This window comes from Neomegalonema perideroedes DSM 15528, from assembly GCF_000374145.1.
Taxonomy (GTDB): domain Bacteria; phylum Pseudomonadota; class Alphaproteobacteria; order Rhodobacterales; family Rhodobacteraceae; genus Neomegalonema; species Neomegalonema perideroedes.
Window position 1 is genome coordinate 785421 of record NZ_KB893654.1, and the last position, 22562, is coordinate 807982.

At 67.1% G+C, this 22562-nt stretch carries 24 protein-coding genes; 13 read left to right on the forward strand and 11 right to left on the reverse strand.

All coding sequences use genetic code 11. The features are described 5' to 3' along the window. Positions 1 to 131: 131 nt before the first annotated feature. The 5 genes from B161_RS0110865 to cobU all read right to left on the reverse strand — a co-directional run bounded on the left by B161_RS0110865 (position 132) and on the right by cobU (position 4915). Complete coding sequence (locus tag B161_RS0110865; RefSeq protein ID WP_018633426.1) at positions 132 to 1148, reverse strand: NAD-dependent epimerase/dehydratase family protein; 1017 nt, start codon at positions 1146 to 1148, stop codon at positions 132 to 134. Beyond that, positions 1072 to 2469 (reverse strand): UDP-glucose dehydrogenase family protein, encoded by a 1398-nt coding sequence (locus B161_RS0110870; RefSeq protein ID WP_018633427.1) that lies wholly within the window; start codon positions 2467 to 2469, stop codon positions 1072 to 1074. The genes B161_RS0110865 and B161_RS0110870 overlap by 77 nt, the downstream gene beginning before the upstream one ends. Before the next feature lie 82 nt (positions 2470 to 2551). Continuing rightward, positions 2552 to 3304 (reverse strand): adenosylcobinamide-GDP ribazoletransferase, encoded by a 753-nt coding sequence (gene cobS / locus B161_RS0110875; protein WP_018633428.1) that lies wholly within the window; start codon positions 3302 to 3304, stop codon positions 2552 to 2554. Beyond that, on the reverse strand, positions 3297 to 4325 hold the full coding sequence (gene cobT / locus B161_RS0110880) for a nicotinate-nucleotide--dimethylbenzimidazole phosphoribosyltransferase (RefSeq protein ID WP_018633429.1): 1029 nt from the start codon (positions 4323 to 4325) through the stop codon (positions 3297 to 3299). The genes cobS and cobT overlap by 8 nt, the downstream gene beginning before the upstream one ends. Then, entirely contained in the window at positions 4322 to 4915 is a 594-nt protein-coding gene (gene cobU, locus B161_RS0110885) for a bifunctional adenosylcobinamide kinase/adenosylcobinamide-phosphate guanylyltransferase (RefSeq protein WP_018633430.1), read from the reverse strand. Before cobU ends, cobT begins: the two co-directional genes overlap by 4 nt. Between cobU and B161_RS0110890 the strand changes: the two genes are divergently transcribed. The 7 genes from B161_RS0110890 to B161_RS0110920 all read left to right on the forward strand — a co-directional run bounded on the left by B161_RS0110890 (position 4902) and on the right by B161_RS0110920 (position 9779). Then, positions 4902 to 5474, forward strand: coding sequence for a histidine phosphatase family protein (locus B161_RS0110890; RefSeq protein WP_018633431.1), 573 nt, complete (start codon positions 4902 to 4904; stop codon positions 5472 to 5474). The two genes, cobU and B161_RS0110890, sit on opposite strands and share 14 nt — an antisense overlap. 126 nt (positions 5475 to 5600) lie before the next feature. Further along, a complete protein-coding gene (locus tag B161_RS0110895; RefSeq protein WP_018633432.1) occupies positions 5601 to 6506 on the forward strand; it encodes an MBL fold metallo-hydrolase in 906 nt (301 codons plus the stop codon). Positions 6507 to 6513: 7 nt separating this feature from the next. Further along, positions 6514 to 8280, forward strand: coding sequence for a SulP family inorganic anion transporter (locus B161_RS0110900; protein WP_018633433.1), 1767 nt, complete (start codon positions 6514 to 6516; stop codon positions 8278 to 8280). Between the two features lie 66 nt (positions 8281 to 8346). Next, positions 8347 to 8550: a YgaP family membrane protein gene (locus tag B161_RS0110905; RefSeq protein WP_018633434.1), complete on the forward strand. Its 204-nt coding sequence runs from the start codon at positions 8347 to 8349 to the stop codon at positions 8548 to 8550. Continuing rightward, the gene (locus B161_RS0110910; protein ID WP_018633435.1) at positions 8550 to 8918 is read left to right on the forward strand and encodes an ArsR/SmtB family transcription factor; all 369 of its coding nucleotides are present in this window, start codon (positions 8550 to 8552) and stop codon (positions 8916 to 8918) included. Before B161_RS0110905 ends, B161_RS0110910 begins: the two co-directional genes overlap by 1 nt. Then, complete coding sequence (locus B161_RS0110915) at positions 8915 to 9337, forward strand: YeeE/YedE family protein (protein ID WP_018633436.1); 423 nt, start codon at positions 8915 to 8917, stop codon at positions 9335 to 9337. Before B161_RS0110910 ends, B161_RS0110915 begins: the two co-directional genes overlap by 4 nt. Before the next feature lies 1 nt (position 9338). Continuing rightward, positions 9339 to 9779 (forward strand): YeeE/YedE family protein, encoded by a 441-nt coding sequence (locus tag B161_RS0110920; RefSeq protein ID WP_018633437.1) that lies wholly within the window; start codon positions 9339 to 9341, stop codon positions 9777 to 9779. A 4-nt stretch (positions 9780 to 9783) separates the two neighbouring features. Here B161_RS0110920 and B161_RS0110925 read toward each other — a convergent pair whose 3' ends face one another. After that, positions 9784 to 10908 (reverse strand): anhydro-N-acetylmuramic acid kinase, encoded by a 1125-nt coding sequence (locus tag B161_RS0110925; protein ID WP_018633438.1) that lies wholly within the window; start codon positions 10906 to 10908, stop codon positions 9784 to 9786. Between the two features lie 178 nt (positions 10909 to 11086). On the opposite strand from B161_RS0110925, the gene B161_RS0110930 reads away from it, so the two are divergent. Together B161_RS0110930 and B161_RS0110935 are read left to right on the forward strand one after the other, a co-directional pair. Next, positions 11087 to 12160 (forward strand): PAN/Apple domain-containing protein, encoded by a 1074-nt coding sequence (locus B161_RS0110930; protein WP_018633439.1) that lies wholly within the window; start codon positions 11087 to 11089, stop codon positions 12158 to 12160. 236 nt (positions 12161 to 12396) lie between these two features. Beyond that, complete coding sequence (locus B161_RS0110935) at positions 12397 to 14001, forward strand: ABC-F family ATP-binding cassette domain-containing protein (RefSeq protein ID WP_018633440.1); 1605 nt, start codon at positions 12397 to 12399, stop codon at positions 13999 to 14001. Between the two features lie 29 nt (positions 14002 to 14030). Here the strand turns inward: B161_RS0110935 and cysS are convergent, their stop codons facing one another. Continuing rightward, positions 14031 to 15404, reverse strand: a complete 1374-nt coding sequence (gene cysS / locus B161_RS0110940) for a cysteine--tRNA ligase (RefSeq protein WP_018633441.1) — start codon at positions 15402 to 15404, stop codon at positions 14031 to 14033. A 288-nt stretch (positions 15405 to 15692) separates the two neighbouring features. Between cysS and B161_RS0110945 the strand changes: the two genes are divergently transcribed. Beyond that, on the forward strand, positions 15693 to 17351 hold the full coding sequence (locus B161_RS0110945) for an electron transfer flavoprotein-ubiquinone oxidoreductase (protein ID WP_018633442.1): 1659 nt from the start codon (positions 15693 to 15695) through the stop codon (positions 17349 to 17351). A gap of 9 nt (positions 17352 to 17360) precedes the next feature. On the opposite strand, the gene B161_RS17830 is transcribed toward B161_RS0110945, so the two are convergent. Continuing rightward, complete coding sequence (locus B161_RS17830; protein ID WP_018633443.1) at positions 17361 to 18389, reverse strand: alpha/beta hydrolase; 1029 nt, start codon at positions 18387 to 18389, stop codon at positions 17361 to 17363. Positions 18390 to 18410: 21 nt separating this feature from the next. Next, positions 18411 to 19358: a glutathione synthase gene (gene gshB / locus B161_RS0110955; RefSeq protein WP_018633444.1), complete on the reverse strand. Its 948-nt coding sequence runs from the start codon at positions 19356 to 19358 to the stop codon at positions 18411 to 18413. A 285-nt stretch (positions 19359 to 19643) separates the two neighbouring features. On the opposite strand from gshB, the gene rsfS reads away from it, so the two are divergent. From rsfS to B161_RS0110975, 3 genes are all read left to right on the forward strand, one after another. Further along, positions 19644 to 20024 (forward strand): ribosome silencing factor, encoded by a 381-nt coding sequence (rsfS, locus tag B161_RS20085; RefSeq protein WP_040789915.1) that lies wholly within the window; start codon positions 19644 to 19646, stop codon positions 20022 to 20024. A gap of 13 nt (positions 20025 to 20037) precedes the next feature. Then, complete coding sequence (rlmH, locus tag B161_RS0110965; protein ID WP_018633446.1) at positions 20038 to 20505, forward strand: 23S rRNA (pseudouridine(1915)-N(3))-methyltransferase RlmH; 468 nt, start codon at positions 20038 to 20040, stop codon at positions 20503 to 20505. A gap of 88 nt (positions 20506 to 20593) precedes the next feature. After that, a complete protein-coding gene (locus tag B161_RS0110975) occupies positions 20594 to 21181 on the forward strand; it encodes a hypothetical protein (RefSeq protein WP_018633448.1) in 588 nt (195 codons plus the stop codon). On the opposite strand, the gene B161_RS17840 is transcribed toward B161_RS0110975, so the two are convergent. Beyond that, positions 21178 to 22197: an alpha/beta fold hydrolase gene (locus B161_RS17840; RefSeq protein ID WP_018633449.1), complete on the reverse strand. Its 1020-nt coding sequence runs from the start codon at positions 22195 to 22197 to the stop codon at positions 21178 to 21180. The genes B161_RS0110975 and B161_RS17840 overlap by 4 nt on opposite strands. 22 nt (positions 22198 to 22219) lie before the next feature. Further along, entirely contained in the window at positions 22220 to 22531 is a 312-nt protein-coding gene (locus tag B161_RS0110985; protein WP_018633450.1) for an SCP2 sterol-binding domain-containing protein, read from the reverse strand. Between the last annotated feature and the right edge of the window lie 31 nt (positions 22532 to 22562).

Below are 22562 nucleotides of genomic sequence, written 5' to 3' on the forward strand. Positions count from 1 at the left end.
TCCGCTGTGATCGGAAAACGCGCGAAAGCGCTTTCCAGCGAAACCGATCAGGCTTCGCGTCGTGAAAGCGCGACAGAATAAAGAGCGAGAGCGTTTGAACGATCCGCTGTGATCGGAAAACGCTCGAAATCTCAGGCGGCTTCGTCGAGGCCGCGGCGATGCTCCAGAAGCCAGTCGACGAACTCCCGCAGGCCCTCTTCAAGGCTGGTCTGCGGCTTGCGTCCGGTCAGGGCGAGGAGCAAGGCCGGATCGGCGAAGGTGCGCGGGACGTCGCCCTGCTGCATGGGGAGCATCTTGCGCCGGGCGGGGCGGCCAAGCAGCCGCTCCAGAGTCTCGACGAAGGCCATCAGCCCGACGGGCTCGCCGCCGCCGATGTTGACCGCCCGGAAAGGCGCCTGAGCGGACAAACTGTCGATCTCCGGGACGCGGTTGCTCTCGGCGGGCGCAATCCGCGCCAGATCCAGAATCGACTCGACCAGATCCCCGACATAAGTGAAGTCGCGGCTCATGCGGCCATGGCCGTAAATCTCGATTTCGCGGTTTTCGAGAATGGCCGTCGCGAATTTCAGCGGCGCCATGTCCGGGCGGCCCCAAGGGCCGTAGACCGTGAAGAACCGAAAGGCCGTGGTCGGAATCCCATGGAGATGGGCGTAAGAATGCGCCACGGCCTCCATGGCCTTCTTGCTCGCCGCGTAGAGGGTCAAGGGCTCTTCGGCGCGGTCGAGCTCGCTGAAGGGGATCTTGGCGTTCGCCCCATAGATCGAGGAGGTGGAGGCGAGCAGCAGATGCGCCGGACGGGCCTCCCGCGCGGCCTCCAGCAGAGCCCATGAGCCGACGAGGTTGGAATCCACGTAAGCCTTCGGATTTTCAAGGCTGTAGCGCACCCCCGCCTGAGCCGCGAGATGGAGCATGACCTCAGGCCGCGCCTCGGCGACGGCGGCCCGGAGCTTCTCCTGATCCTCCAGCATGCCGAGGGTCTGGCGGAAATTCGGAAAGGCGGCGAGCCGGGCGAGCCGGGCCTCTTTGAGCTTCGGATCATAATACCGGGTCATCCCGTCATAGCCGAAGACCTCATGCCCCTCCCGCAGCAGCCGCAAGGCCGTATGATAGCCGATGAACCCCGCCGTCCCCGTGACGAACCAACGCATGATCGACCTTTCTGCCTACGCCCTCATAGGCGAAGCCATGGCGGAGGACCTCCTCCGGCGGATAGACGTTGCGCAGATCCACGAAGACCGGCGCCTTCATCAGCGTTTTGAGCCTGCGGAAGTCCAGAGCGCGGAATTCGTCCCATTCGGTGACGAGCACCGCCGCGTCGGCGCCTTGGGCGGCTTCATAGGCGTCGGCGGCGAAGGCCACCCCCTCGACGAGCCCGCGGGCGGATTCCATGCCTTCGGGATCATAGGCGCGCACATGGACGCCCATGTCCTGAAGCGCCTGAATGATCGGCAGAGAAGGGGCCTCGCGCATGTCGTCGGTGTTGGGCTTGAAGGTCAGGCCGAGCAGCGCCACGGTCTTGCCGCGCATCGGCAGGCCGCAGGCCGCCGCGATCTTGCGGCCCATGGCGCGTTTGCGCTGGTCGTTGACCTCGACGGCGGCCTCGATGAGCCGCAGATGCATGTCGTGATCCTGCGCGGTCTTGATGACGGCGAGGGTGTCTTTCGGGAAGCAGGAGCCGCCATAGCCCGGCCCGGCGTGCAGGAACTTATCGCCGATGCGCTGATCCATGCCCACGCCTTTGGCGAGCTGCTGCACGTCGGCGCCCACCCGCTCGCAGAGATCGGCCATTTCATTGATGAAGGCGATCTTCATCGCGAGAAAGGCGTTGCTGGCGTATTTGATGAGTTCGGAGCTGCGGCGGTCGCAGAAGAACAAAGGCGCCGAATTCAGATAAAGCGGACGGTAAAGCTCGCGCATGACCTCCACGGCGCGCGGATCCTCCACGCCGATGACGATGCGGTCGGGGCGTTTGAAATCGGCGATGGCGGCGCCTTCGCGCAGGAATTCGGGATTGGAGGCCACAGCGAATCCGGCGGCGAATTCGGCCTCGGGCCGGGCCTCGCGGAGGATGCGCTCCACCTCGTCGCCCGTGCCGACGGGAACCGTGGACTTCACCGCCACCACCGTGAAGCCCTTCAGCGCCTTGGCGACTTCGCGGGCGGCCGCGCGGACGTGGCTCAGATCGGCGTGGCCGTCGCCGCGCCGCGAGGGCGTGCCCACCGCGATGAAGACCACCTCCGCCCCGGCCACGGCGGCGGGCAGATCGGTCGTGAAGCTCAGGCGTCCGGCCTTGGCGTTGGCGGCGACCAATTCGGCGAGGCCCGGCTCGTAAATGGGAATGACGCCCTGATTCAGAGCGGCGATCTTCTCCGGCGCGGAATCCACGCAGACGACCTCATGGCCGAAATCGGCGAAGCAGGCCCCCGAGACGAGCCCGACATAGCCAGAACCGATCATCGCGACGCGCATGGCTTCCCCCTCCGCCCTGCGGAAAGCGGGGCTTCTCAAGGGTTTTAGGGGAGCGGCGTTGAGGAAATGCTTCCGGATAGGGTTAACGGCTCCAGAGCGCCGCCAGAACCACCCAAAGCGCGATTTCGCCGATTTGCTGAGTCGCGCCGAGGCTGTCGCCGGTGAAGCCGCCGATCTGCTTCAAGGAGAGCCAGCGCACCGCGAAGACCGCTGAAATCAGCGCCGGAGCCAGCCAAATCGCGCCGGGGAGCAGAAGCAGCGCCCCTAGGCCCAGCCCCGCCGAGACCAGAACGCGGCTCCAGGAGACGTCCGAGGCCATGGCGGCGATTCCGTCGCTGCGGGCGGGGGGCGTGATGCGGATCGTCAGCGGCACGAGGGCGCGGCTCGCGGCGCCGAGCGCGATCAGCGCCAAAGCCCCCGAAGCGGCGTCGGGCGCGGCGGCGATCCCCGAAGCCCGCAAGGCCAGAGCCGTGACCAGAGCCAGCGAACCATAGGTTCCGATGCGGCTGTCGCGCATGATCTCCAGCTTGCGTTCGCGGGTCCAGCCGCCGCCGAAGCCGTCGGCCATGTCGGCGAGGCCGTCCTCATGAAAGCCCCCCGTGACGAGGAATCCCGTCGCCAGAACCAGCAGCGCGGCCATGAAAGGCGGCAGGATTCCGAAGCTCGCCCAGAAGACCGTCGCCGGAAGCAGCGCCGCCAGAACTCCGACCAGCGGAAAGGCCCATGCGGCTTCGGCTTCGGGGATGGGCGCCTTCATGCGTCCGGCGGGCAGACGGGTCAGCAGCATGAGCGCCGCCTGAATCTCCGCGAGGCGGCGTTTCAGCGTCTCAGGCATTCGAGACGCCCGCTTCCGCGAAACTCGCCATGCCGTCATGACAGGCCAGAGCCGCCTTCAGAACGCCCAGCGCCAGAGCCGCCCCCGAGCCCTCGCCGAGCCGCATGCCAAGCGCCAGCAGAGGCGCGCCGCCCATGGCTTCGAGCAGGCGTCTATGGCCGGGCTCCGCGCTGAGATGGCCGTAGAGGCAATGCTCCAGAGCGCCGGGAAAACGCGCCAGAGGCGCCGCCGAGGCCGTGCAGATGAAGCCGTCGAGAATCACCGGGATGCGGGCCGCGCGCGCCGCGAGGATCGCGCCGCAGATCGCCGCCTGCTCGCGCCCGCCGAGCGCCGCCAGAACCGCCAGCGGATCGCCCAAGGCGGCCTCATGGCGTTTCGCGCCCGCCTCGACCACCCGCGCCTTGAGCGCCACGCGTTCAGCGTTGTCAGGTTCGGGGGGGCCGGTTCCCGGCCCCGCCCAATCCTCGCCGCGTCCGCCGAAGATCCCCCGCGCCAGAGCCGCCGCCACGGTCGAATTCCCGATCCCCATTTCGCCGAGGATCACAACATCGGCCTCCGGATCCACCGCCGCCGCGCCCCGCGCCATGGCGTCGAGCGCCTCCGCCTCGCTCATGGCGGGATCTTCGGTGAAATCGGCGGTGGGTTGGTCGAGATCCAGCTCGATCACGCTCAGATCCGCCCCGACCACGCGGCAAATCTGATTGATCGCGGCGCCTCCGGCGCGGAAATTGGCGGTCATCTGGCGCGTGACCTCCTGCGGGAAGGGATTCACGCCTTGGGCGCAGATTCCATGATTCCCCGCGAAGACCAGAGCCTGAGCTTTGCGGATCTGCGGGCGCTCCGCGCCGCGCCATCCGGCCATGAAGACCGCGAGATCCTCCAGCCGTCCGAGCGATCCGGGAGGCTTGGTCAATCGCCCCTGACGCGCCCGCGCCGCCGCCTGAGCCGCCGCGTCGGGGGCGGGGAGATCGGCCAGCCGGAGGCGCAATCCGGCGAAAGATCGAGGAAAGTCTTGCGTCATTTCACCCTCATGGGCAGGCCCGCGACGACGAGGATCACCTCATCGGCGGCCTGAGCGACGATTTGATTCAGAATTCCGGCGGCGTCGCGATAGCGGCGGGCGAGGGCGTTCTCCGGCACGATCCCCATGCCGACCTCATTGGCCACGAGAATCACGGGGCTGCTCTGGAGCTTCAGCGCCGCCGCCAGAGCCTCCGTCTCCGCCCGCCAATCCCGATCATGATGCATGAGGTTGGAGAGCCAGAGCGTCAGGCAGTCGATCAGCCGCGCGCCGCCGCCCTCGGTGGCCGCCAGAGCCCCCACGAGATCCAGCGGCGCCTCATGCGAGAGCCATCGCTCATCCCGCCGCGCCTGATGCAGCGCGATGCGCTCGGCCATTTCGGCGTCGAGGGCTTCTGCGGTGGCGATGTGGATCGGGCGTCCGGGCGCGGCCAGAGCCAGTTTTTCGGCGTGCAGGCTCTTGCCGGAGCGCGCGCCGCCTAAGATGAGCGTCGCCGTCACGCGAATCTCCTTTATGTTGCGGCGCAAGAAAGCAGGCTTGCGCAGAATTGAAAAGAGAATTGAAAAGAGGCTGGCCATGGAGATCTTCATCATCCGCCATGCGCCCACCCGCAGCGACGGCGGGCTGGCGGGACGCCGCGACCTCCCTTGCGACCTGCCCGGAGCGGCTGAGCTGGCGGCGCTCCGGGGGGATCTGCGCGGCTGGATCGGAGTTCCGGCGCGGCTCTGGGTCAGCCCGGCCCTGCGCTGCCGGACCACCGCCGGGGCTTTGTTTCCGGGGCTCTCCGCCCGCGAAGACGCCCGCCTCTGGGAGCAGGATTTCGGCGCTTGGGAGGGCCTGCCGCCCGCCGAAATCCCCGATCTCGGGCCTTTGACGGGGGCGGCTCTGGCGCGCCGTCGGCCGCCGGGGGGCGAGAGCTTCGCCGATCTCTGCAAGCGGCTCCGTCCTGCGCTGAAGGAGGCCGCGCAAGGCGAGGGGCCGCTCGCGGTCGTCGCGCATGCGGGGACGGCGCGGGGGGCTCTGGCTCTGGCGCTGGGGTCTCCGGGGCGGGCTTTGGGCTTCGAGATCGCGCCTTTGTCGGTCACGATGCTGCGGGCGCTTCCGGGCGGCCTTTGGTCGGTGGGCTTCGTGAATCGTCTGACCCCCTGAGATCTCCGAAAATCGGCGATCTCCGAAAATCGGCGCGGCGTTTTTCTCGAAAATATGATTGCAAAAATTTGCAATCATATTTATGAGATCAAACATAAGGAGCCGCAAGCCGCAGGGGAGCCCAAAATGACAGCGCCGACGACGCAAGCCCAAATCTCTCAGAAGCCGGAGGTCTCGGCCTTTTTCGATCCGCGGACCTGGTCTCTGCAATATGTGGCGGCGGATCCGGCGACGAAGCTCTGCGCGATCATCGACCCCGTGCTTGATTTCGACGAGAAATCCGGCCAGACCGCCACCGAGAACGCAGACCGCATCCTCGCCTTCATCGCGGAGAAGGGCTATCGGGTCGAATGGATCCTCGACACCCATCCCCATGCGGATCACTTCTCGGCGGCGCATTATCTCAAGGCCAAGACCGGCGCCCGCACGGCCATCGGCGAAAAGGTGGTCGAGGTCCAGAAGCTCTGGAAGGGCTTCTATAACTGGCCCGACTTCCCCGCCGACGGCTCGCAATGGGATAAGCTCTTCGCGGCGGGCGAGCGCTTCAAGCTCGGAAGCCTCGACGCCTTCGTGATGTTCTCGCCGGGCCATACGCTGGCCTCGATCACCTATGTGATCGGCGACGCGGCCTTCGTCCATGACACGCTCTTCATGCCCGACAGCGGCGCCGCCCGCGCCGATTTCCCCGGCGGAGACGCCCGCGTGCTCTGGCGCTCGATTCAGGAGATCCTCGCTCTGCCTGACGCGACCCGCATCTTCCCCGGCCATGATTATCAGCCGGACGGACGCGAAGTTTTGTGGGAATCCACCGTCGCCGAGCAGAAGGCGGGCAACATCCTCGTCGCGGGCAAGACCGAGGCGGATTTCGTCGCCCTGCGCGAGGCCCGCGACAAGACTTTGCCCATGCCGAAGCTGATCCTGCATTCCTTGCAGATCAATATGAACGGCGGACGTCTGCCGGAGCCGGAATCCAACGGACGGCGCTATCTCAAGATTCCGCTTGATCTGCTGACCGGCTCGCCTTGGGGGTGACCTCGCCATGAGCCTCGCCAGCTTCTCCGCCGCTTTGCGCCGCCGCACGCCGATTCTCGTCTGGGGGCGGAGCTATGGCCGCGCCGCTCTGACCAATGACCTCGTGGCGGCGGCGATCGTCACGATCATGCTGATTCCGCAATCTCTGGCCTACGCCATGCTGGCGGGCCTGCCGCCGGAGGTCGGGCTTTACGCTTCGATTCTGCCGCTGGTCGCTTATGCGGTCTTCGGCGGCGCCCGGACTCTGGCGGTGGGCCCGGTGGCGGTGGTCTCGCTGATGACCGCCGCCGCCGTCGGCCAGATCGCGGCGCAGGGGACGGCCGGGTATCTCGCGGCGGCGGCTTCGCTGGCTCTGCTCTCGGGGGGGATGCTGGTTCTGATGGGGCTGCTGCGCCTCGGGTTTCTGGCGAATTTCCTCAGTCATCCGGTGATTTCGGGCTTCATCACGGCTTCGGGACTGCTGATCGCGGCGAGCCAGCTCCGGCATATCCTCGGAGTTTCGGCGGGGGGCGACACGCTGCCGGAGATTTTGGCCTCGCTGGCCAAAGCGGCGCCTCAGACCAATCTCTGGGCGCTGGGGATCGGTCTGGGAGCGCTCGGCTTTCTCCATTTCGCCCGCAAGCGGCTCAAGCCTTTGCTGACCGGCTGGGGGCTTTCGGCCCGCGCCGCCGATCTGGCGACCAAGACGGCGCCCATCCTTGCGGTGGCGGCGACGATCCTTCTGGCCGCCGGGCTGGATCTCGGCGCGAAGGGCGTGGCGCTGGTCGGCGCGATTCCTCAGGGCTTGCCCGCGCTCTCCCTGCCGGAATTCTCGCCGGATCTGGCGCTGAAGCTTCTGGCGCCGGCCTTCCTCATCAGCGTGATCGGCTTCGTGGAGTCGGTTTCGGTGGCCCAGACCCTCGCGGCCAAGCGCCGCCAGAGAATAGACCCGGATCAGGAGCTGATCGGCCTCGGGGCGGCCAATCTGGCCTCGGGCCTGTCGGCGGGCTATCCGGTGACGGGCGGCTTCGCCCGCTCGGTGGTGAATCATGAGGCGGGCGCCGAGACTCCGGCCGCAGGGGCCTTCACCGCCGTCGGCATCGCCGCCGCGACGCTCTGGCTGACGCCGCTTCTGGCGAATCTGCCTCAGGCGACCCTCGCGGCGACGATCATCCTCGCGGTGCTGTCGCTGGTGGACTTCAAGGCGCTGCGCCATGTCTGGGCCTATTCCAAAGCCGATTTCTCGGCCATGGCGGCGACGATCCTCGCGACGCTGCTCTGGGGCGTGGAGCCGGGGGTGGTCTCGGGGGTGGCGCTCTCGCTGCTGCTGCATCTTTATCGGACGAGCCGTCCGCATATGGCGGTGGTGGGGCGCGTGCCGGGCTCGGAGCATTTCCGCAACGTCGAGCGTCATCGGGTGGTCACCAGCCCCCATGTCCTGACTTTGCGGGTGGATGAAAGCCTCTATTTCGCCAATAGCCGCGCTTTGGAGGACAAGATCCTCGGCCTCGTCGCCGAGCGCCCCGAGATCCGTCATGTGGTGCTGATGTGCTCGGCGGTGAACGCCATAGACGCCAGCGCGCTCGACAGCCTCGAAGCGGTCAACCACCGGCTCAAAGAGGCGGGCGTGAGCTTCCATCTGAGCGAGGTGAAGGGGCCGGTCATGGATCGGCTGCAACGCTCGGATTTCCTCAGGGCGCTGAGCGGGCGGGTCTTCCTCAGCCAATATGAGGCCGCCGCCGCGCTGGAGGGCGAAGCCGCCGACCAGATGCGAAAACCGGAATACGTTATCTGAATCCTGAATTTGCGAAAAATCGCAATCGAATTATCCTTCTGAACTCAAAGCGCAAGGAGCGCCTCCATGAAGAAGAACGTCGGCGGAATCGATCGGATCCTGAGGATCCTGCTGGGTCTGGCGCTGCTCTCGCTGCTGGTCCTGCTGGATGGGCCTTCGCGGTGGTGGGGCTTGCTCGGTCTGGTTCCTCTGGGGACGGCGCTGCTCTCCTATTGCCCGCTTTATCCGATCTTCGGCTTCAACACCTGTCCTTTGAAGAAGGATTCCTGATGCCTCTGGTCTCGTCCGACGAAGCTTCGATCCCGCTCATGGCGCTCCCTCCGGACGCCGAGGCCATGCGGGCCAATGTCGGGGAGGCCTCGGCCTTTCTGAAGAAGCTCTCGAATCCGGATCGCCTGCTGGTCTGCTGCGCCCTCGTCGGGGGCGAGCTTTCGGTGCGCGGTCTGGAGGATCTGTTGAGCATTCGTCAGCCGGGACTCTCGCAGCAATTGGCCGAACTCCGCGAGGCGGGCCTCATCGAGGGCCGCAAGGAAGGCCGTCAGATCTTCTATCGCCTCGCGGATCCGCGCGTGGCGGAGTTCATATCCACGATGCACCGGCTGTTCTGCGCGCGGCCGGAGAACGGAGACCCCTCATGACGGAGTTCACGCCCCTCCAATCCTTCGCGGGAGGCGCCCTGATCGGTCTGGCGGCGGTGCTGCTCATGGCGCTGCATGGCCGGATCGCCGGGCTTTCGGGCATTCTGACGGGAATTCTGCCGCCCGCCGCTTCGGACTGGCCTTGGCGCGCGAGTTTTCTGGCGGGCGCCGTGGCCGCGCCGATTCTGCTGGCGCTGGTTTGGACGCCGGATTTCTCCAGCCCCACGCCGCGCGTCTGGCTGATTCCGGGCGGCCTGCTGGTGGGGATCGGAATCTTCTTCGGCTCGGGCTGCACCTCGGGACATGGCGTCTGCGGCAACGCGCGCTTGTCGGTCCGTTCGATCACGGCCACCCTGACCTTCATGGCGACGGCGGGGATCACGGTCTATCTCATCCGCCATGTCTTCGGAGGATTCTGAGATGGAGCGTTTTCTCTCGCCCTTCCTGATCGGGCTGATCTTCGGCGCGGGCATCGCGGTCTCGGGGATGATCAATCCCGCCAAGGTGCTGAACTTCTTCGACGTCGCCGGGACATGGGATCCTTCGCTCGCCTTCGTGATGGGCGGCGCTCTGCTCGTGACCTTCATCGGCTATCGGTTGGTGCTGAAGCGGCCCGGCCCGATCTTCGGCGGAAGCTTCCAGCTGCCGACCCGCAAGGAGATCGACCGGCCTCTGGTGGTCGGCTCGGCGATCTTCGGGATCGGCTGGGGCGTGGCGGGCTTTTGCCCCGGCGCCTCGATTCCGGCGCTGGGGCTGTTTCAGCCGGACGCTTACGTCTTCGTGGCCGCGATGATCGCGGGGATTCTCATCGCCCGCGCCATCCGCAGAAGCCTCGACGCCCGGCGCGCCCTTCAGGTCTGATCCTTTACGGCGCGCCCGCCACGCGCCCGCCCGCCAGAGGGCGCGGCGCTCCGGTGGTCTCGGGGAAGCTGATCGGCAGGCCGCGCAGAGTCCGGGCCGCGAGGAAGGCGAAGCATTCCGCCTCCACCATGTCGCCGCGCCAGCCGAGATCCTCGGCGCGCAGAGCCTCGACGCCCGCCCGCTCCGCGAGGGCCTCCATGATCGCCGGATTGCGCCGCCCCCCGCCCGAGACGATCAGGCGGCTCGGGCGCTGAGGCAGATGATCCAGCCCAAGCCCGACCGTCGCGCCGACGAAGGCCGTCAGCAGCGCCGCCCCGTCCTCCGGCGAGAGCCCTTCGGCCATGGAGGCGGGGAAGTCGAAGCGGTCGAGGGATTTCGGCGGCGGCGCGGCGAGGAAGGGATGCTTCAGCAATCCGGCGAGACGCGCCTCGTCCACGCGGCCCTTGCGCGCGAGGGCGCCGTCCTTGTCCATCTCGCCGAGCCCATGGCCGCGCACCCAATCGTCGATAGGGGCGCTGGCGGGGCCGGTGTCGCAGGCGAAGAGCCTGCCGTCCGGGGCGCGCCAGCTGAAATTCGCCACGCCGCCGAGATTCAACACCGCCGTCTCCGGCCCGCAGACGGAGCGCTCTAAAAGCGCCGCGTGATAGACCGGTGCCAGAGGCGCGCCGTTGCCTCCCGCCGCGACGTCGGCGGAGCGGAAGTCATAGACCACCTTCGTTCCGCCGAGAATCCGGCTCATCAGCTCGCCGTCGCCGAGCTGGCGCGTGCGGCCGGGGAGGCCCGCTTTGGGCGCGCGATGCAGCACCGTCTGGCCGTGGAATCCCACCGCCCCGAGCTTGGCCATGCCCGGCCCCTCCTCCTCGACGAGGGCGCGCGCGGCCTCGGCCTGAGCGCGGGTCAGACGCTCTTCGGCCTCGCGGAAAATGGCGGGCTCCGGCCCCTCGAAAGCCCAGATCCGGGCCGCGGCCAAAGTCTCGGCCAGAAGCGCGCGGGTGGGGGCGTCATAGGGCGCGAGCCGCCCCGGGCCGAATTCGAAGATCCGCTCTCCGTCGGTGCGGAGCAAGGCGGCGTCGATCGAGCCGTCTAATGAGGTTCCCGTCATCAGACCGACGATCCAGATGGGCTCCATGGCGTTGTTCTCCCCGATGTCTTTCCCCTTAGCTAGGGGCTCGGCGGGGCGTCGCGCAAGCTCTTCTCCCGAGGAGCGGGGGCTCAATCCGCAGGCGGCGCTTTTGAGCCGTCCAATTGAAGGATAAAAAGCTCTAAGATGGGCTTGGGGCTTCGGAATAGAGCAGGAGATGAGGCGCATGGCCGGAAGGATGGAATGGAGGCTGGCTTTGGCCGCGCTGCTGGTCGCGGCGGGCGCAGGAGCCGCGCGGGCGCAGACGCGAAGCGACGGCGGCGGGCTGCATCCCGGCGCCGAATGGATGGCCGATTCCTCTCTGGAGCCGACCGGCGGGCTCTCGGGCGAATCCCGCGGCGATCCGGGAAGCTTCCTCTTTCCGCCCGAGGGCCTCGCGGAGGATTGCGCCGCCGTCTGCGCCGGGGATTCCGCCTGCGCCGCCTGGCGTTACGAGCCTGCGGCGGTCTCCGAAAACGAGAAGGCGGCTTGCGCCCTCTTCGGCTATCGCGTCGAATTCGACCATGTCGCCCGCGATCCGGTCGAGGGCTGGGTCTCGGGGCTCAAGCCCGACGCGGTTCGTCTGATCCGGCCTTGGCCCGACGAGGCCGAAGAGCCCGGAGAAGACGTCTGGGAGGAGGCCGAGACGACGCCGCTCCGGCTGGCGGCTCCGCCCGGCTACGAAGACCGGCCGGTGGTCTGGTCCGCCGAGCCTCTGGAGAAACAGGCCTTCGAGGCCATGGCCATGCCCTATCCCGCGCTCGGGGATTTCGAGACCGCTTTGGAGCCGGGGCTCTGGCGGGTCTGGGGCGAGGGGGCGGGCTTCGCTCTGGCGGGCGAGATCCGCGTGACGGAGGAGGAGGGCGCGCGCTTCGTCGTGCCTCTGGACCCCGCGCCCTTCGATTTCTCGACGCCGGTCTTCTTCTGCGACGGCCCGGAGACCTGCGCCTTCGAAGACGCTTTGACCGGGCTGGCCTTTTCGCTGCCGCCCGGCTGGAGCGCGGGGCCTGCGTGGTTTTACGAGACGGCGGGCGGCGCGCGGGCCTCTCTGCCGACGGTGGAGTTCTACGCTTCGGAGGAGGGCGGGGAATCTCTGGTTTCGCTGAATCTGCGTCAGGCGGGACAGGGCGGACGCTGCCTCGATCTGGCGGCGGGGCGGCTGTGCCTGCATGACCTCTCGGCGCCCGGCGGCGCCGAGGGCTTCGACCTGCTCGCCGAAACGGTCAAGCCGGGCGAGCCTTGGCTTGGCCCGCAGGAGTAGCCGGGAAGCCACGCGCGCGGAGTCTTGCGCCGCCCTCTCTTGCGTTGGGGGCGGCGGGAGCCTATGTCTTCGCCCGTCAAGCGCGCGATCCTCGCGCTTTTGGTTTTTAGTTTGGTCGCGCAATTCATCCGAAAAATCTCGTCAATTTTTCGGATTGCGCTCCAGAGGAGTTCCCCGACCGATGATTCTGATCCCTTTCCCCCAAATCCCTGCGGTTTCCGGAAAAGGATCTTCTCATGTCGGCTTCGGCGGTTTTCTCTCATCTCTCTTGGTCCGCGCCTGACGGGCGGGCGGTCCTCTCCGATCTGAGTTTGACGCTGCCTGCGGGGCGTTGCGGCCTCGTGGGGCGCAACGGCGTGGGCAAATCCGTGCTGATGGATCTCGTGGCGGGGCTGAAGCGCCCTTCCTCCGGGAGCCTCCATGTCGAGGGCCGCGCGGCGCATCTGCCTCAGGCCTTCGCCCCGGCGGAGGGCGAGACTCTGGCGGATCTCTTCGGCCTCGGCGCGGATTTCGCGCGGCTGGACCGCGCCGAGCGCGGAGAGGCCTCCGAAGCGGATTTGCTCGCCGCCGACTGGACGCTGGAGGCGCGCTTCGCCGAAGCTCTGGCGGAGGTCGGGCTTGAGGCGCCGCCGGATCGGCTTCTCTCGGAGCTTTCGGGCGGCCAGCGCACGCGGGCGCGTCTGGCGGCTCTGAGCTTCGGCGAGCCGGATCTTCTCCTCCTCGACGAGCCCACCAACAACCTCGATTCCGAGGGGCGGGCGGCGGCGCGGCGGCTTTTGGCCCGCTGGCGCGGCTCGGCTCTGGTGGTCAGCCATGACCGCGAGCTTCTGGAGGAGATGGACTCCATCCTCGAATTGACCAGCCTCGGCGCGACTCTCTGGGGCGGCGGCTGGAGCTTCTATCGCGCGGGGAAGGCTCAGGCTCTGGCGGCGGCGGAGCAGGATGTGAAATCGGCGCGTCTGCGTCAGGAGGAGGCCGGGCGCAAGGCTCAGACCTCCCGCGAGCGCAAGGAGAAGCGCGACGGCGCGGGCGCCCGTTCGCGGGCCAAAGGCGGGACGCCGAAAATCCTGCTCGACGCCGCCAAGGGACGGGCGGAGGCCTCGGGCGGGGCGGGGGCGCGTCTGGCCGAGCGCCGCGCCGCCGAGGCCGCGCGGGAGGTCGAGGCGGCGGAGGCCAAGCTCGAACGCCTGCGGGCTTTGAGCTTCACGCTGCCGCCGACGGGGCTTCCGGCCGGACGCCGCGTCTTGCGGGCGGAGGATCTGGCGGGCGGGCCGCCGACGGCTGCGGGGCCTTTGCTGCGGGGCGTCTCGCTGGAGATCTTCGGGCCCGAGCGCCTCGCGCTGACCGGGCCGAACGGCGCGGGCAAAACGACGCTCCTGCGGCTGCTGGCGGGCGAGGCCGCGCCCGTCTCAGGCCGCGCGGAGCTTTTCGTGAGGGCGGCTTATCTGGATCAGAACGTGGCGATCGTGCATGAAGACGACAGCCTGCTGGAGAACTTTCGTCGTCTCAATCCTGCGGCGGATATGAACGCGGCTCATGCGGCTTTGGCGCAGTTCCTCTTTCGCAACGAAGCGGCCTTGCGTCCCGTGCGGAGCCTCAGCAGCGGGCAGCGTCTGAGGGCGGGTCTGGCCTGCGCGCTGGGCGGAGCCGCGCCGCCGCAGCTTCTCTTTCTCGACGAGCCGACCAACCACCTTGACCTTGAGACCATCGAGGTTCTGGAAGCGGCCCTCGGCGCTTATGACGGGGCTCTGGTCGTGGTCAGCCATGACCCGGCCTTTCTGGAGGCTCTGGGCGTCACGCGGCGTTTGCGGCTGGAGCCGGGCGGAATCCTGACGGAGTAGGGGGCGCTTCACAGCGCCCCCTTCGGATCTCAAAGTTTGGGCAGCCGCGCCGCCTCGAATTCCTGCGAGAGGCTCCATTCCGCGCCTTTGGGGGTGTCCGTGACGACCACCCCCGCCGCCTTGAGCCCGTCGCGCAGAGCGTCGGCCTTGGCGAAGTCGCGGGATTTCTTGGCCTCGGCGCGGGCTTCGAGCAGAGCCTCGATGCGCGCCGAGGTCTGGGAATCCGCCTCCGGCAGGGCGTCCCAGCCGCCCATCTCCGGCGTGAGCAGCCCCATGAGCGCGGCCCCCGCCTTCAGTCCCGCCGCATCCCCGGCGTTCGCGAGCTTATGCAGCTCCGCGATGGCCAGCGGCGTGTTGAGGTCGTCGGCCAGAGCCGCGAGGACTCCGGCGGGGATTTCGGCGGCGGGCTCGGCCTCTCCGGCGATGCGGCGCCATTTCTCCAAGGTGCGGCGGGATTCCTCCAGCAGACGATCCGTCCAGTCGAGCGGCTGGCGATAATGGGCCGTCAGCAGGGAGAAGCGCAGGACTTCGCCGGGAATCCCCTGATCGAGCAAAGCGCGCGGCGTGATGAAATTGCCGAGGGATTTCGCCATCTTCTCGCCGTCGATGGTCAGAATGCCGTTATGCATCCAGATCCGCGCGAAGCCGCTGCCCGGCTTGGCGCAGAGCGATTGCGCGCATTCGTTCTCATGATGGGGGAATTGCAGGTCGATGCCCCCGGCGTGGATGTCGAAATCCGTCCCGAGCAGCTCCTCGGACATGGCCGAGCATTCGATATGCCAGCCCGGACGCCCGAGGCTCCAGGGGCTGCGCCATCCGGGCTGGTCGGGCGTCGAGGGCTTCCAGAGGACGAAATCCATCGGATCGCGCTTATAGGGCGCCACCTCGACCCGCGCCCCGGCGATCATCTCCTTGACCGAGCGCCGCGACAACCGCCCATAACCCGGATCGGAAGGGACATGAAACAACACATGCCCCTCCGCCTCATAGGCCGAGCCGTTGGCGATCAATTCGCGGATCATCCCGATCATCTGCGGAACATAGGCCGTGGCGCGCGGCTCATGGTTCGGGCGCAGAGCCCCGAGCGCGTCCATATCCTGATGAAACCAGCCGATGGTCTGTTCGGTGATGTCGTAGATGCTGCGGCGGGTCTCGGCGGCTCTGGCGTTGATCTTGTCGTCGACGTCGGTGAAATTGCGGGCGTAGACCACATGCTGCGGCCCGTAAACATGCCGGAGCAGCCGAAACAGCACGTCGAAGACCGTCACGGGCCGGGCGTTGCCCATATGCGCGCGGTCGTAGACGGTCGGCCCGCAGACATACATCCGCACGCGCTCGGGATCGAGCGGCGCGAAGGGGGCTTTCTCGCGCGTGAGGCTGTTGTGAAGCTGCAAGACGACCATGAAGGATTCTCCTGCCGCAAGGGACCGGAGGCGCTCACACGGAAAATCAGGACGAAGAAGCCCCGCGCGCCGAACCGGTCAGCGGCGGCTACAGAAGGATTGAGCAGAGGCGGGCTGTTTCGTCATGGGCCGGAGCATGCCTGCAATCGACGGCGCCCGTCAAGCGGGAAAGGAAGCGGCGAAAGGCGCCGCAGCGTCGGCGTTGCTCTGAAGGAGGCGGGCCGATAATCTTCCGGCGTCAGCAAGGACGAATCCGGGCGGACAGCCCATATAAGGAGGTCTCAGCCAATGGCGGACGGCGTCGAACGCGAAGCTATGGAATATGACGTCGTCATCGTGGGCGGAGGCCCGGCGGGCCTCTCCGCGGCGATCCGGCTGAAGCAGATCGACGAGAATCTGTCCGTCTGCCTCGTCGAGAAGGGTTCGGAGATCGGCGCGCATATTCTCTCCGGCGCCGTGGTCGATCCCATCGGGCTGAATCAGCTCCTCCCCGACTGGCGTGCGGCGGGCGCGCCTTTGCGCACGGAGGTGACGGAGGATCAATTCTACGTCCTCGGTCAGGACGGCGAGATCCGCGTGCCGAACCTCCTCATGCCGCCGCTGATGAACAATCACGGCAATTTCATCGTCAGCCTCGGCGAGGTCTGCCGCTGGCTGGCCGAGCAGGCCGAGGGCCTTGGGGTCGAGATTTATCCGGGCATGGCGGCCTCGGCGCCCATCTTCGGCGAAGAGGGCGAATTGGTCGGCGTGGTGGCGGGCGAATTCGGCCTTGCGCATGATGGAACGCCCGGCCCCGATTATCAGCCCGGCATGGAGCTGCGCGGCAAATACGTGCTCATCGCCGAGGGCGCGCGGGGCAGCCTCGCCAAGATTCTGATCGCGCGCTACCAGCTTCAGGAAGGCCGCGAGCCGCAGAAATTCGGCATCGGCATGAAGGAGCTTTGGGAGGTCAAGCCCGAGAACTTCCATCAGGGCCGCGTGACCCACACCATGGGCTGGCCCCTGCCCAAGCGCACGGGCGGCGGAAGCTTCTGCTATCACTTTGAGAAAAATCAGGTTTACGTGGGCTTCGTGGTTCATCTGAACTATCCGAACCCCTATCTCTCGCCCTATGAGGAATTCCAGAACTTCAAGCGCCATCACCTCATCCGCCCGCTTCTGGAGGGCGGAAAGCGCGTGGCCTATGGCGCGCGGGCCATCACGGAAGGCGGCTGGCAGTCTCTGCCGAAGCTGGTCTTCCCCGGAGGCGCGCTGATCGGCTGCGCGGCGGGCATGGTCAACGTGCCGCGCATCAAGGGCTCGCATAATGCGATGCTCTCGGGCAAATACGCCGCCGAGGCCGCCGCCGCCGCTCTCGCCGAGGGCCGCGCGGGCGACGAACTCGGCTCCTATGTCGAGGCCGTGCAGGGCAAGGGCAGCCCGATCCGCAAAGACCTTTACCGCGTGCGCAACGTCAAGCCGCTCTGGTCGAAGCTGGGCCTGACGCTCGGCGTGGGTCTGGGCGGCGCGGACATGTGGCTCAACCAGATCTTCGGAACCAGCCCCTTCACGCTCAAGCACGGCAAGACCGACGCCGCCGCCACCGAGCCCGCCGCCAAGCATAAGCCCATCGCCTACCCCAAGCCCGACGGCAAGCTGACTTTCGACCGTCTGACCAACGTCTCCTTCAGCTTCACCAATCACGCCGAGGAGCAGCGTCCGCATCTGCTGCTGAGAGACCCCAAGATTCCCATCGCCGTGAATCTGCCGATCTACGCCGAGCCTGCTCAGCGTTATTGCCCGGCGGCGGTCTACGAGGTGGTCGGCGCCGACACGCCGGATCCGCGCTTCGTGATCAACTTCCAGAACTGCGTCCACTGCAAGACCTGCGACATCAAAGACCCCTCGCAGAACATCGACTGGACGACGCCTCAGGGCGGCGAAGGCCCGAACTACCCCAATATGTGAGGGGCCTCCTCAGCCGAAGAGCGGCGGGCGCTTCTCCGAGGCCGCCCCCGCCTCCATATGGCGGCGCAGGAATTGGGCGGCGCGGTCGATGGCCTCCGCCGCTTCGGGCGCCCAAGGGGCTGCGATCTGGAACACATGCGGCAGGCCGCGCCAGAGGATGAACTCCGCAGCCACGCCCTGCTCGCGCAGACGCCGGACCATGCGCAAGGCGTCGTCGCGGAGAATCTCAATGTCGCTGACTTGGAGCATCATCGGCGGCGCGCCTGCGAACTCGCCATAGAGCGGCGAGGCGCGCGGATCCGAGGGATCTGCGCCCTGAAGATAATTCTCCGCCACCTCGCCGATGCGCGAAGCCGGAAGCAGCGGATCCAGATGGGCGTTCTCCGCGATGCTCGCGCCGGAGAGCATGAGATCCGTCCATGGGCTGAAGAGCGCCAGAGCGGCGGGCTCCGGCAGGCCCCGCGCCCGGATCTCCTGCAACAGCCCGAGGCAAAGCCCTCCGCCCGCCGAATCTCCGGCCAAACCGAGGGTCTTCGGGTTCACGCCCTCCGCGAGGAGCTTCTCATAAACCGCGAGGGCGTCCTCCAAAGCGGCGGGGAAGCGGTTCTCCGGCGCGAGGCGGTAATCCGGGACGCAGACTCGCGCTTTGGCGTCGCGCGCCAGCCGCCAGGTGATTGAGCGGTGCGTCCGGGGCGAGCCCATGACATAGCCGCCGCCATGCAGATAAAGCAGCGTGTTGAAGGCCCTGACCGGCCCGTCCTCGACCCATTCCACGGGAATGCGTCCGCCCGGCCCCTCGATCTCCTGATGGGTCAGCCTCAGCCGCCAGAAGGGCGCCGGAGGCAGCAGCGCGCGGGTGCGGAAGGCGAAGCGCCGCCGCGCCTTTTGCGGGGTCTCCACCTTGGCGGCCTGACGCTTCGAGGTGTTTTGCAGCACGAAGCTCAGGGCGGCGTTGCGCGCCCGGCCGAAGGCGCCGGGCTCGCGGGTGAGGTCCTCGCCGGAGTCTCCGGTCACGTCCAGACCGCGCGAGTCCTCCATGGCTTCGTCTCCTGTTTGGGCTCAGCCTTGGGCGCGCCTTTGTTCGATGGCGTCCCAGATGAGGCCGAAGCCGTCGATCTTGTCGAAACGCGACATCTGCCAGACGCCCGTCGGCGAGGTGACGTTGATCTCGGTGAGATAGGTTCCGATCACGTCGATGCCGACGAAGATCTGGCCTTTCTCCTTCAGCAACGGCCCGATGGCTTCACAAATTTCGTGATCGCGCTTCGTGAGTTCAAGAGCCGCCGCCCGCCCGCCGACATGTAAGTTTGAACGGGTTTCATGATGGGCGGGAATGCGGTTCACGCCGCCGACCGGCTTGCCGTCGATGAGGATGATGCGTTTGTCGCCCTCGCGCACGGCGGGCAGATAGCGTTGCGCGATGAAGGGATCGCGGGTCATGCCGGTGTAAAGCTCATGCAGAGAGGGGAGGTTCACGCCGTCGGCGTGGACGCGGAAGACTCCCGCGCCGCCATTGCCGAACAGGGGCTTGACGATGATTTCCCCATGCTCCGCGTGAAAGGCCTGAAGCTCCTTCAGATCGCGGGTGATGAGGGTCGGCGGCGTGAGATCCTTGAATTGCGTGACCAGCAGCTTCTCCGGGTAATTGCGCACCCAGAAGGGATCGTTGACCACGAGGGTCTTCGGATGGACCAGTTCCAGAAAATAAGTGGTCGTCAGATAAGACATGTCGAAGGGCGGATCCTGACGCAGCAGAATCACGTCGAAATCCGAGAGCGGCCCAAAGCGCTCTTCGCCCAGCTCGGCGTGGTCGCCCTGAACCGACCGCACCTTCAGCCCCCGCGAGCGCGCGAGGGGAACGCCGTCCTTCAGCGAGAGTTGGCCCGGCGTGTAATAGCTCAGGCGATGCCCGCGCTCCTGCGCTTTGAGCAGCATGCCGAAGGTGGAGTCCTGCGTGATGTCGATGGGGCCGATGGGGTCCATCTGAACGGCGACGTGAAGGCTCATGGGGATTTTCCGAAGGCTGAAGGGGGCGCGAACGCCGCGCAGATTACCCGATCAGGCGCCTCGCGCCAGAGAATAGAGGCGCATCCTCGGACGGGTCTTCGCTTGGACTTGAGCGCGGACCCGCTTAAGGCTATCCTGAGCCGGATTCCGCAGCCTCCGCCCCCGCCGCCGATTCCCGGCTCGCGCGAGCGGCCTTCATGGAGTTGCAAGCTGAACGTGCAAACGCCGACCGATTCCGGTCCCGCCGAACCTCCCTCGGCGCTTGAGGGCTCCCCCGCGCCGGAGATCGCGCCTGAGACGCTGCTCGCCGCCGCGCTTGAGGCGATGGACGACGATAAGGCCGAGGACATCGCGGTCATCGACCTGCGCCAGAAAACCCCCCTCGCGGATTATATGATCATCGCCAACGGCCGCTCGACGCGCCATGTGACGACCATCGCCGAGAAGCTCATGGAGCGGCTGAAAGGCAAGCTCGGGCTGATCGCGCGGGCCGAAGGCGTCGAGGGCGGCGATTGGGCGCTGGTCGACGCGGGCGACGTGATCGTGCATGTCTTCCGCCCCGAAGTCCGCGAGTTCTACACGCTGGAGCGCATCTGGCTGGGCCCCGACGAGGAGCCGCTGGAGCGTCGCAACGTGACCTCGAAATTCGAGCCCGGGGACGAATGAGCCGCATCATCCCATGCGGCTGAGCCTCCTCGCGATCGGGCGCGCGCGTCCGGGGCCTGAGAAGGCTCTGACCGAGGATTATCTGAAACGCCTCGCGCCTATGGGGCGGGGCGTGGGGATCGGCCCGGCGCGGCTTCTGGAGCTGGAGGCCAAATCGGGCCGCCGCGAAGACGAGAGCGCGCTCTTGCTGGAGCGCGCGCCGCAGGGCGCGAAGCTCGTCGTTATGGACGAGCGCGGCGAAACTCCCTCCAGCCTCGATTTCGCGCAAAAGCTCGGGCGCTGGCGCGACGGCGGCGCGGCGGAGGCCGTCTTCCTCATCGGCGGCGCCGACGGCCACGCCGAAGCCTTGCGCGAAAGGGCGGATTGGGTGGTTTCGCTCGGGCGGCTCACTCTGCCGCATATGCTGGCGCGGGCGGTTCTCGCCGAACAGCTTTATCGCGCCGCTTCCATTCTGGCGGGCCATCCCTATCATCGGGAATAGAGCGCTTTGCGGCCTCCGCTGCGGCCTGAGGGCCAGACGGTCGCCGGAGGCCTGATTCCCTCCGATGACGGAAGCAAGGCGGCCCTGAATGTCCGATCGCCCTTCGCCTGACCCGACGAAGCCGGAAGAGGCCTGTCAGCCGCCGGACCGGGGCGCCTATGTCACGATGTTCTTTATGGGAATCCTCAGCGCGCCTTATCTGCTCCTCTGGCTCTTTAGGGACAGCCTCGACGCTCTCGCGTCGCTTCTGGCGCAAGCTTTTCCGATCTTCGCGCCGCGCGTCGAGTTTCTGGAGCGGGTCAGCCCGGCGACGAAGGCGCCCTATGTCGCGACCCTCATCACCGGCCTCCTCATGGCGCCGGCGCTGATCGCGCTCGTCAGAATGTCTTTAAGGGACATGGCGCGCGCGCCGAAGCCGCCTGAACCACAGGCGGCGCCGAATCCGATCCTCATGATTTTGGGCGCAGTCATGTTCTTTGGAGGATTTTGGCATTTCTTCATCGATGTTCCGGCATTTCTCAACTCCGCCCGTGGACTGCGAAAGAGCGCCTTGATCGGCATGGGTTTCCCGATTTGGGGCGTCCTGAACCTGCTCATCCTCGAGGTGACGATTCTGGCGGGTGCGGTCCTCATCCTCCGCCGCCTGAGGCGCATGCGCGCCAAGCCGGGGCTCTAGAGCCCGCGCTCGCCGAGATATCCGTCGATCTCGCGCCAGAGCTTCTGGCGGATGGCGTCGGTCTCCATCCAGGCGTCATGGCGGCAGTCGAAGAGGTTCACCAGCCGGGACAAGGGCTCGCGTTCGGCCCAGAGGTCGATGGCGGCGTTCTGCACCACCGTGTCGCGCTCGCAGGTGAAGACGAGGCAGGAGAGGTCCAGAGATTGCGGCGGGCGCGCCGCCAAAGCGTCGATGGCCCGGAAGGCCGCCGCCAGCCAAGCCCAGCTCGGGCCGCCGAGGGCCAGATCAGGCTGCGCCTTCAGAATCTGCGCCATGACGTTGAAGCGACGCTCGTCGCTGGTGAGGCTGTTGCCTTCGAAGGGGCGCTCGGCGCCGCTGCGGCGCTCTTGCCCGAAGGCCCGTCTCTGGCCGAGCTTGATCCGCACGAAGCGCGCGGAGAGCCGCCGCGCCAGACGCTCCAGCCCCGGCTCCAGCGAAATGCCGAACATGGGCGCGGTGAAGACCGCTCCGGCGAAACGCTCGCGCAGAGGGCCGTAGAGCGCCTCCAGCCCGACGGCCCCGCCCATGGAATGCCCGACCATCAATTTGGGTCCGGGGATCTCCAGAGCGAGCGGATGATCCAAAACCGCCTGAAGGTCTTCCTGAAATTCCTTGAAATCCTCGACATATCCTAAGCGGCGATCCGCCGCCCGCCGCGTTGAGCCTCCCTGTCCGCGCCAGTCGAAGGCGAGCACGGCGAAGCCGCGGGCGCGCCATTCGCCCACGGCCTCGGCGTATTTGTCGAGGAACTCCGCCCGCCCCTGCAACAGCGTCACGAGGCCCCGGCCGCCGCCCGGCCAGAAGGCGGCGCGCAGGCGCAGGCCCTCGCCCGGCTCGACCCAAAAGCCCTCGGCCCCTTCCGGAACCTCCGGCTTGGGGGCGTAGGGCGGCTTGCGCTCTTCTTGGCCGTAGCGGCGCAAAGCTCCGGCTATGGCCCGCGCGCGCGCCGCCTGACGAATGAGGCTGAAGCGTCTCATGGGCGGCCTCGTCGGACAGACGTCAGAGGATCTGCGCCAGCTTCATGGCCACGCCCATGGAGCCGTCGATTTTGATCTTGCCGGTCATGAAGGCGACGGTGGGATTCAATTCGCCGTCCATCAGCTCTTTGAAGGTGTCGAAATTGGCGCGGATGACGCATTGCGCCTCCTCGCCGGGGGTTCCCTCCCGGACCTCGGGCGCGCCGCCGCGCCCGTCCACGAAGACCGCGCCGCCGTCCTTGAACTCGAAGAGGATGGTGGCCCCTAGGGAATCGGCGCCGGAAAGTTTATCCTTCGCCGTTTCGACGGCCTTGGCGATCTTCTGCGCGTCCATCATATTCCTCCTGAGCTTATGGGAGCCTTCG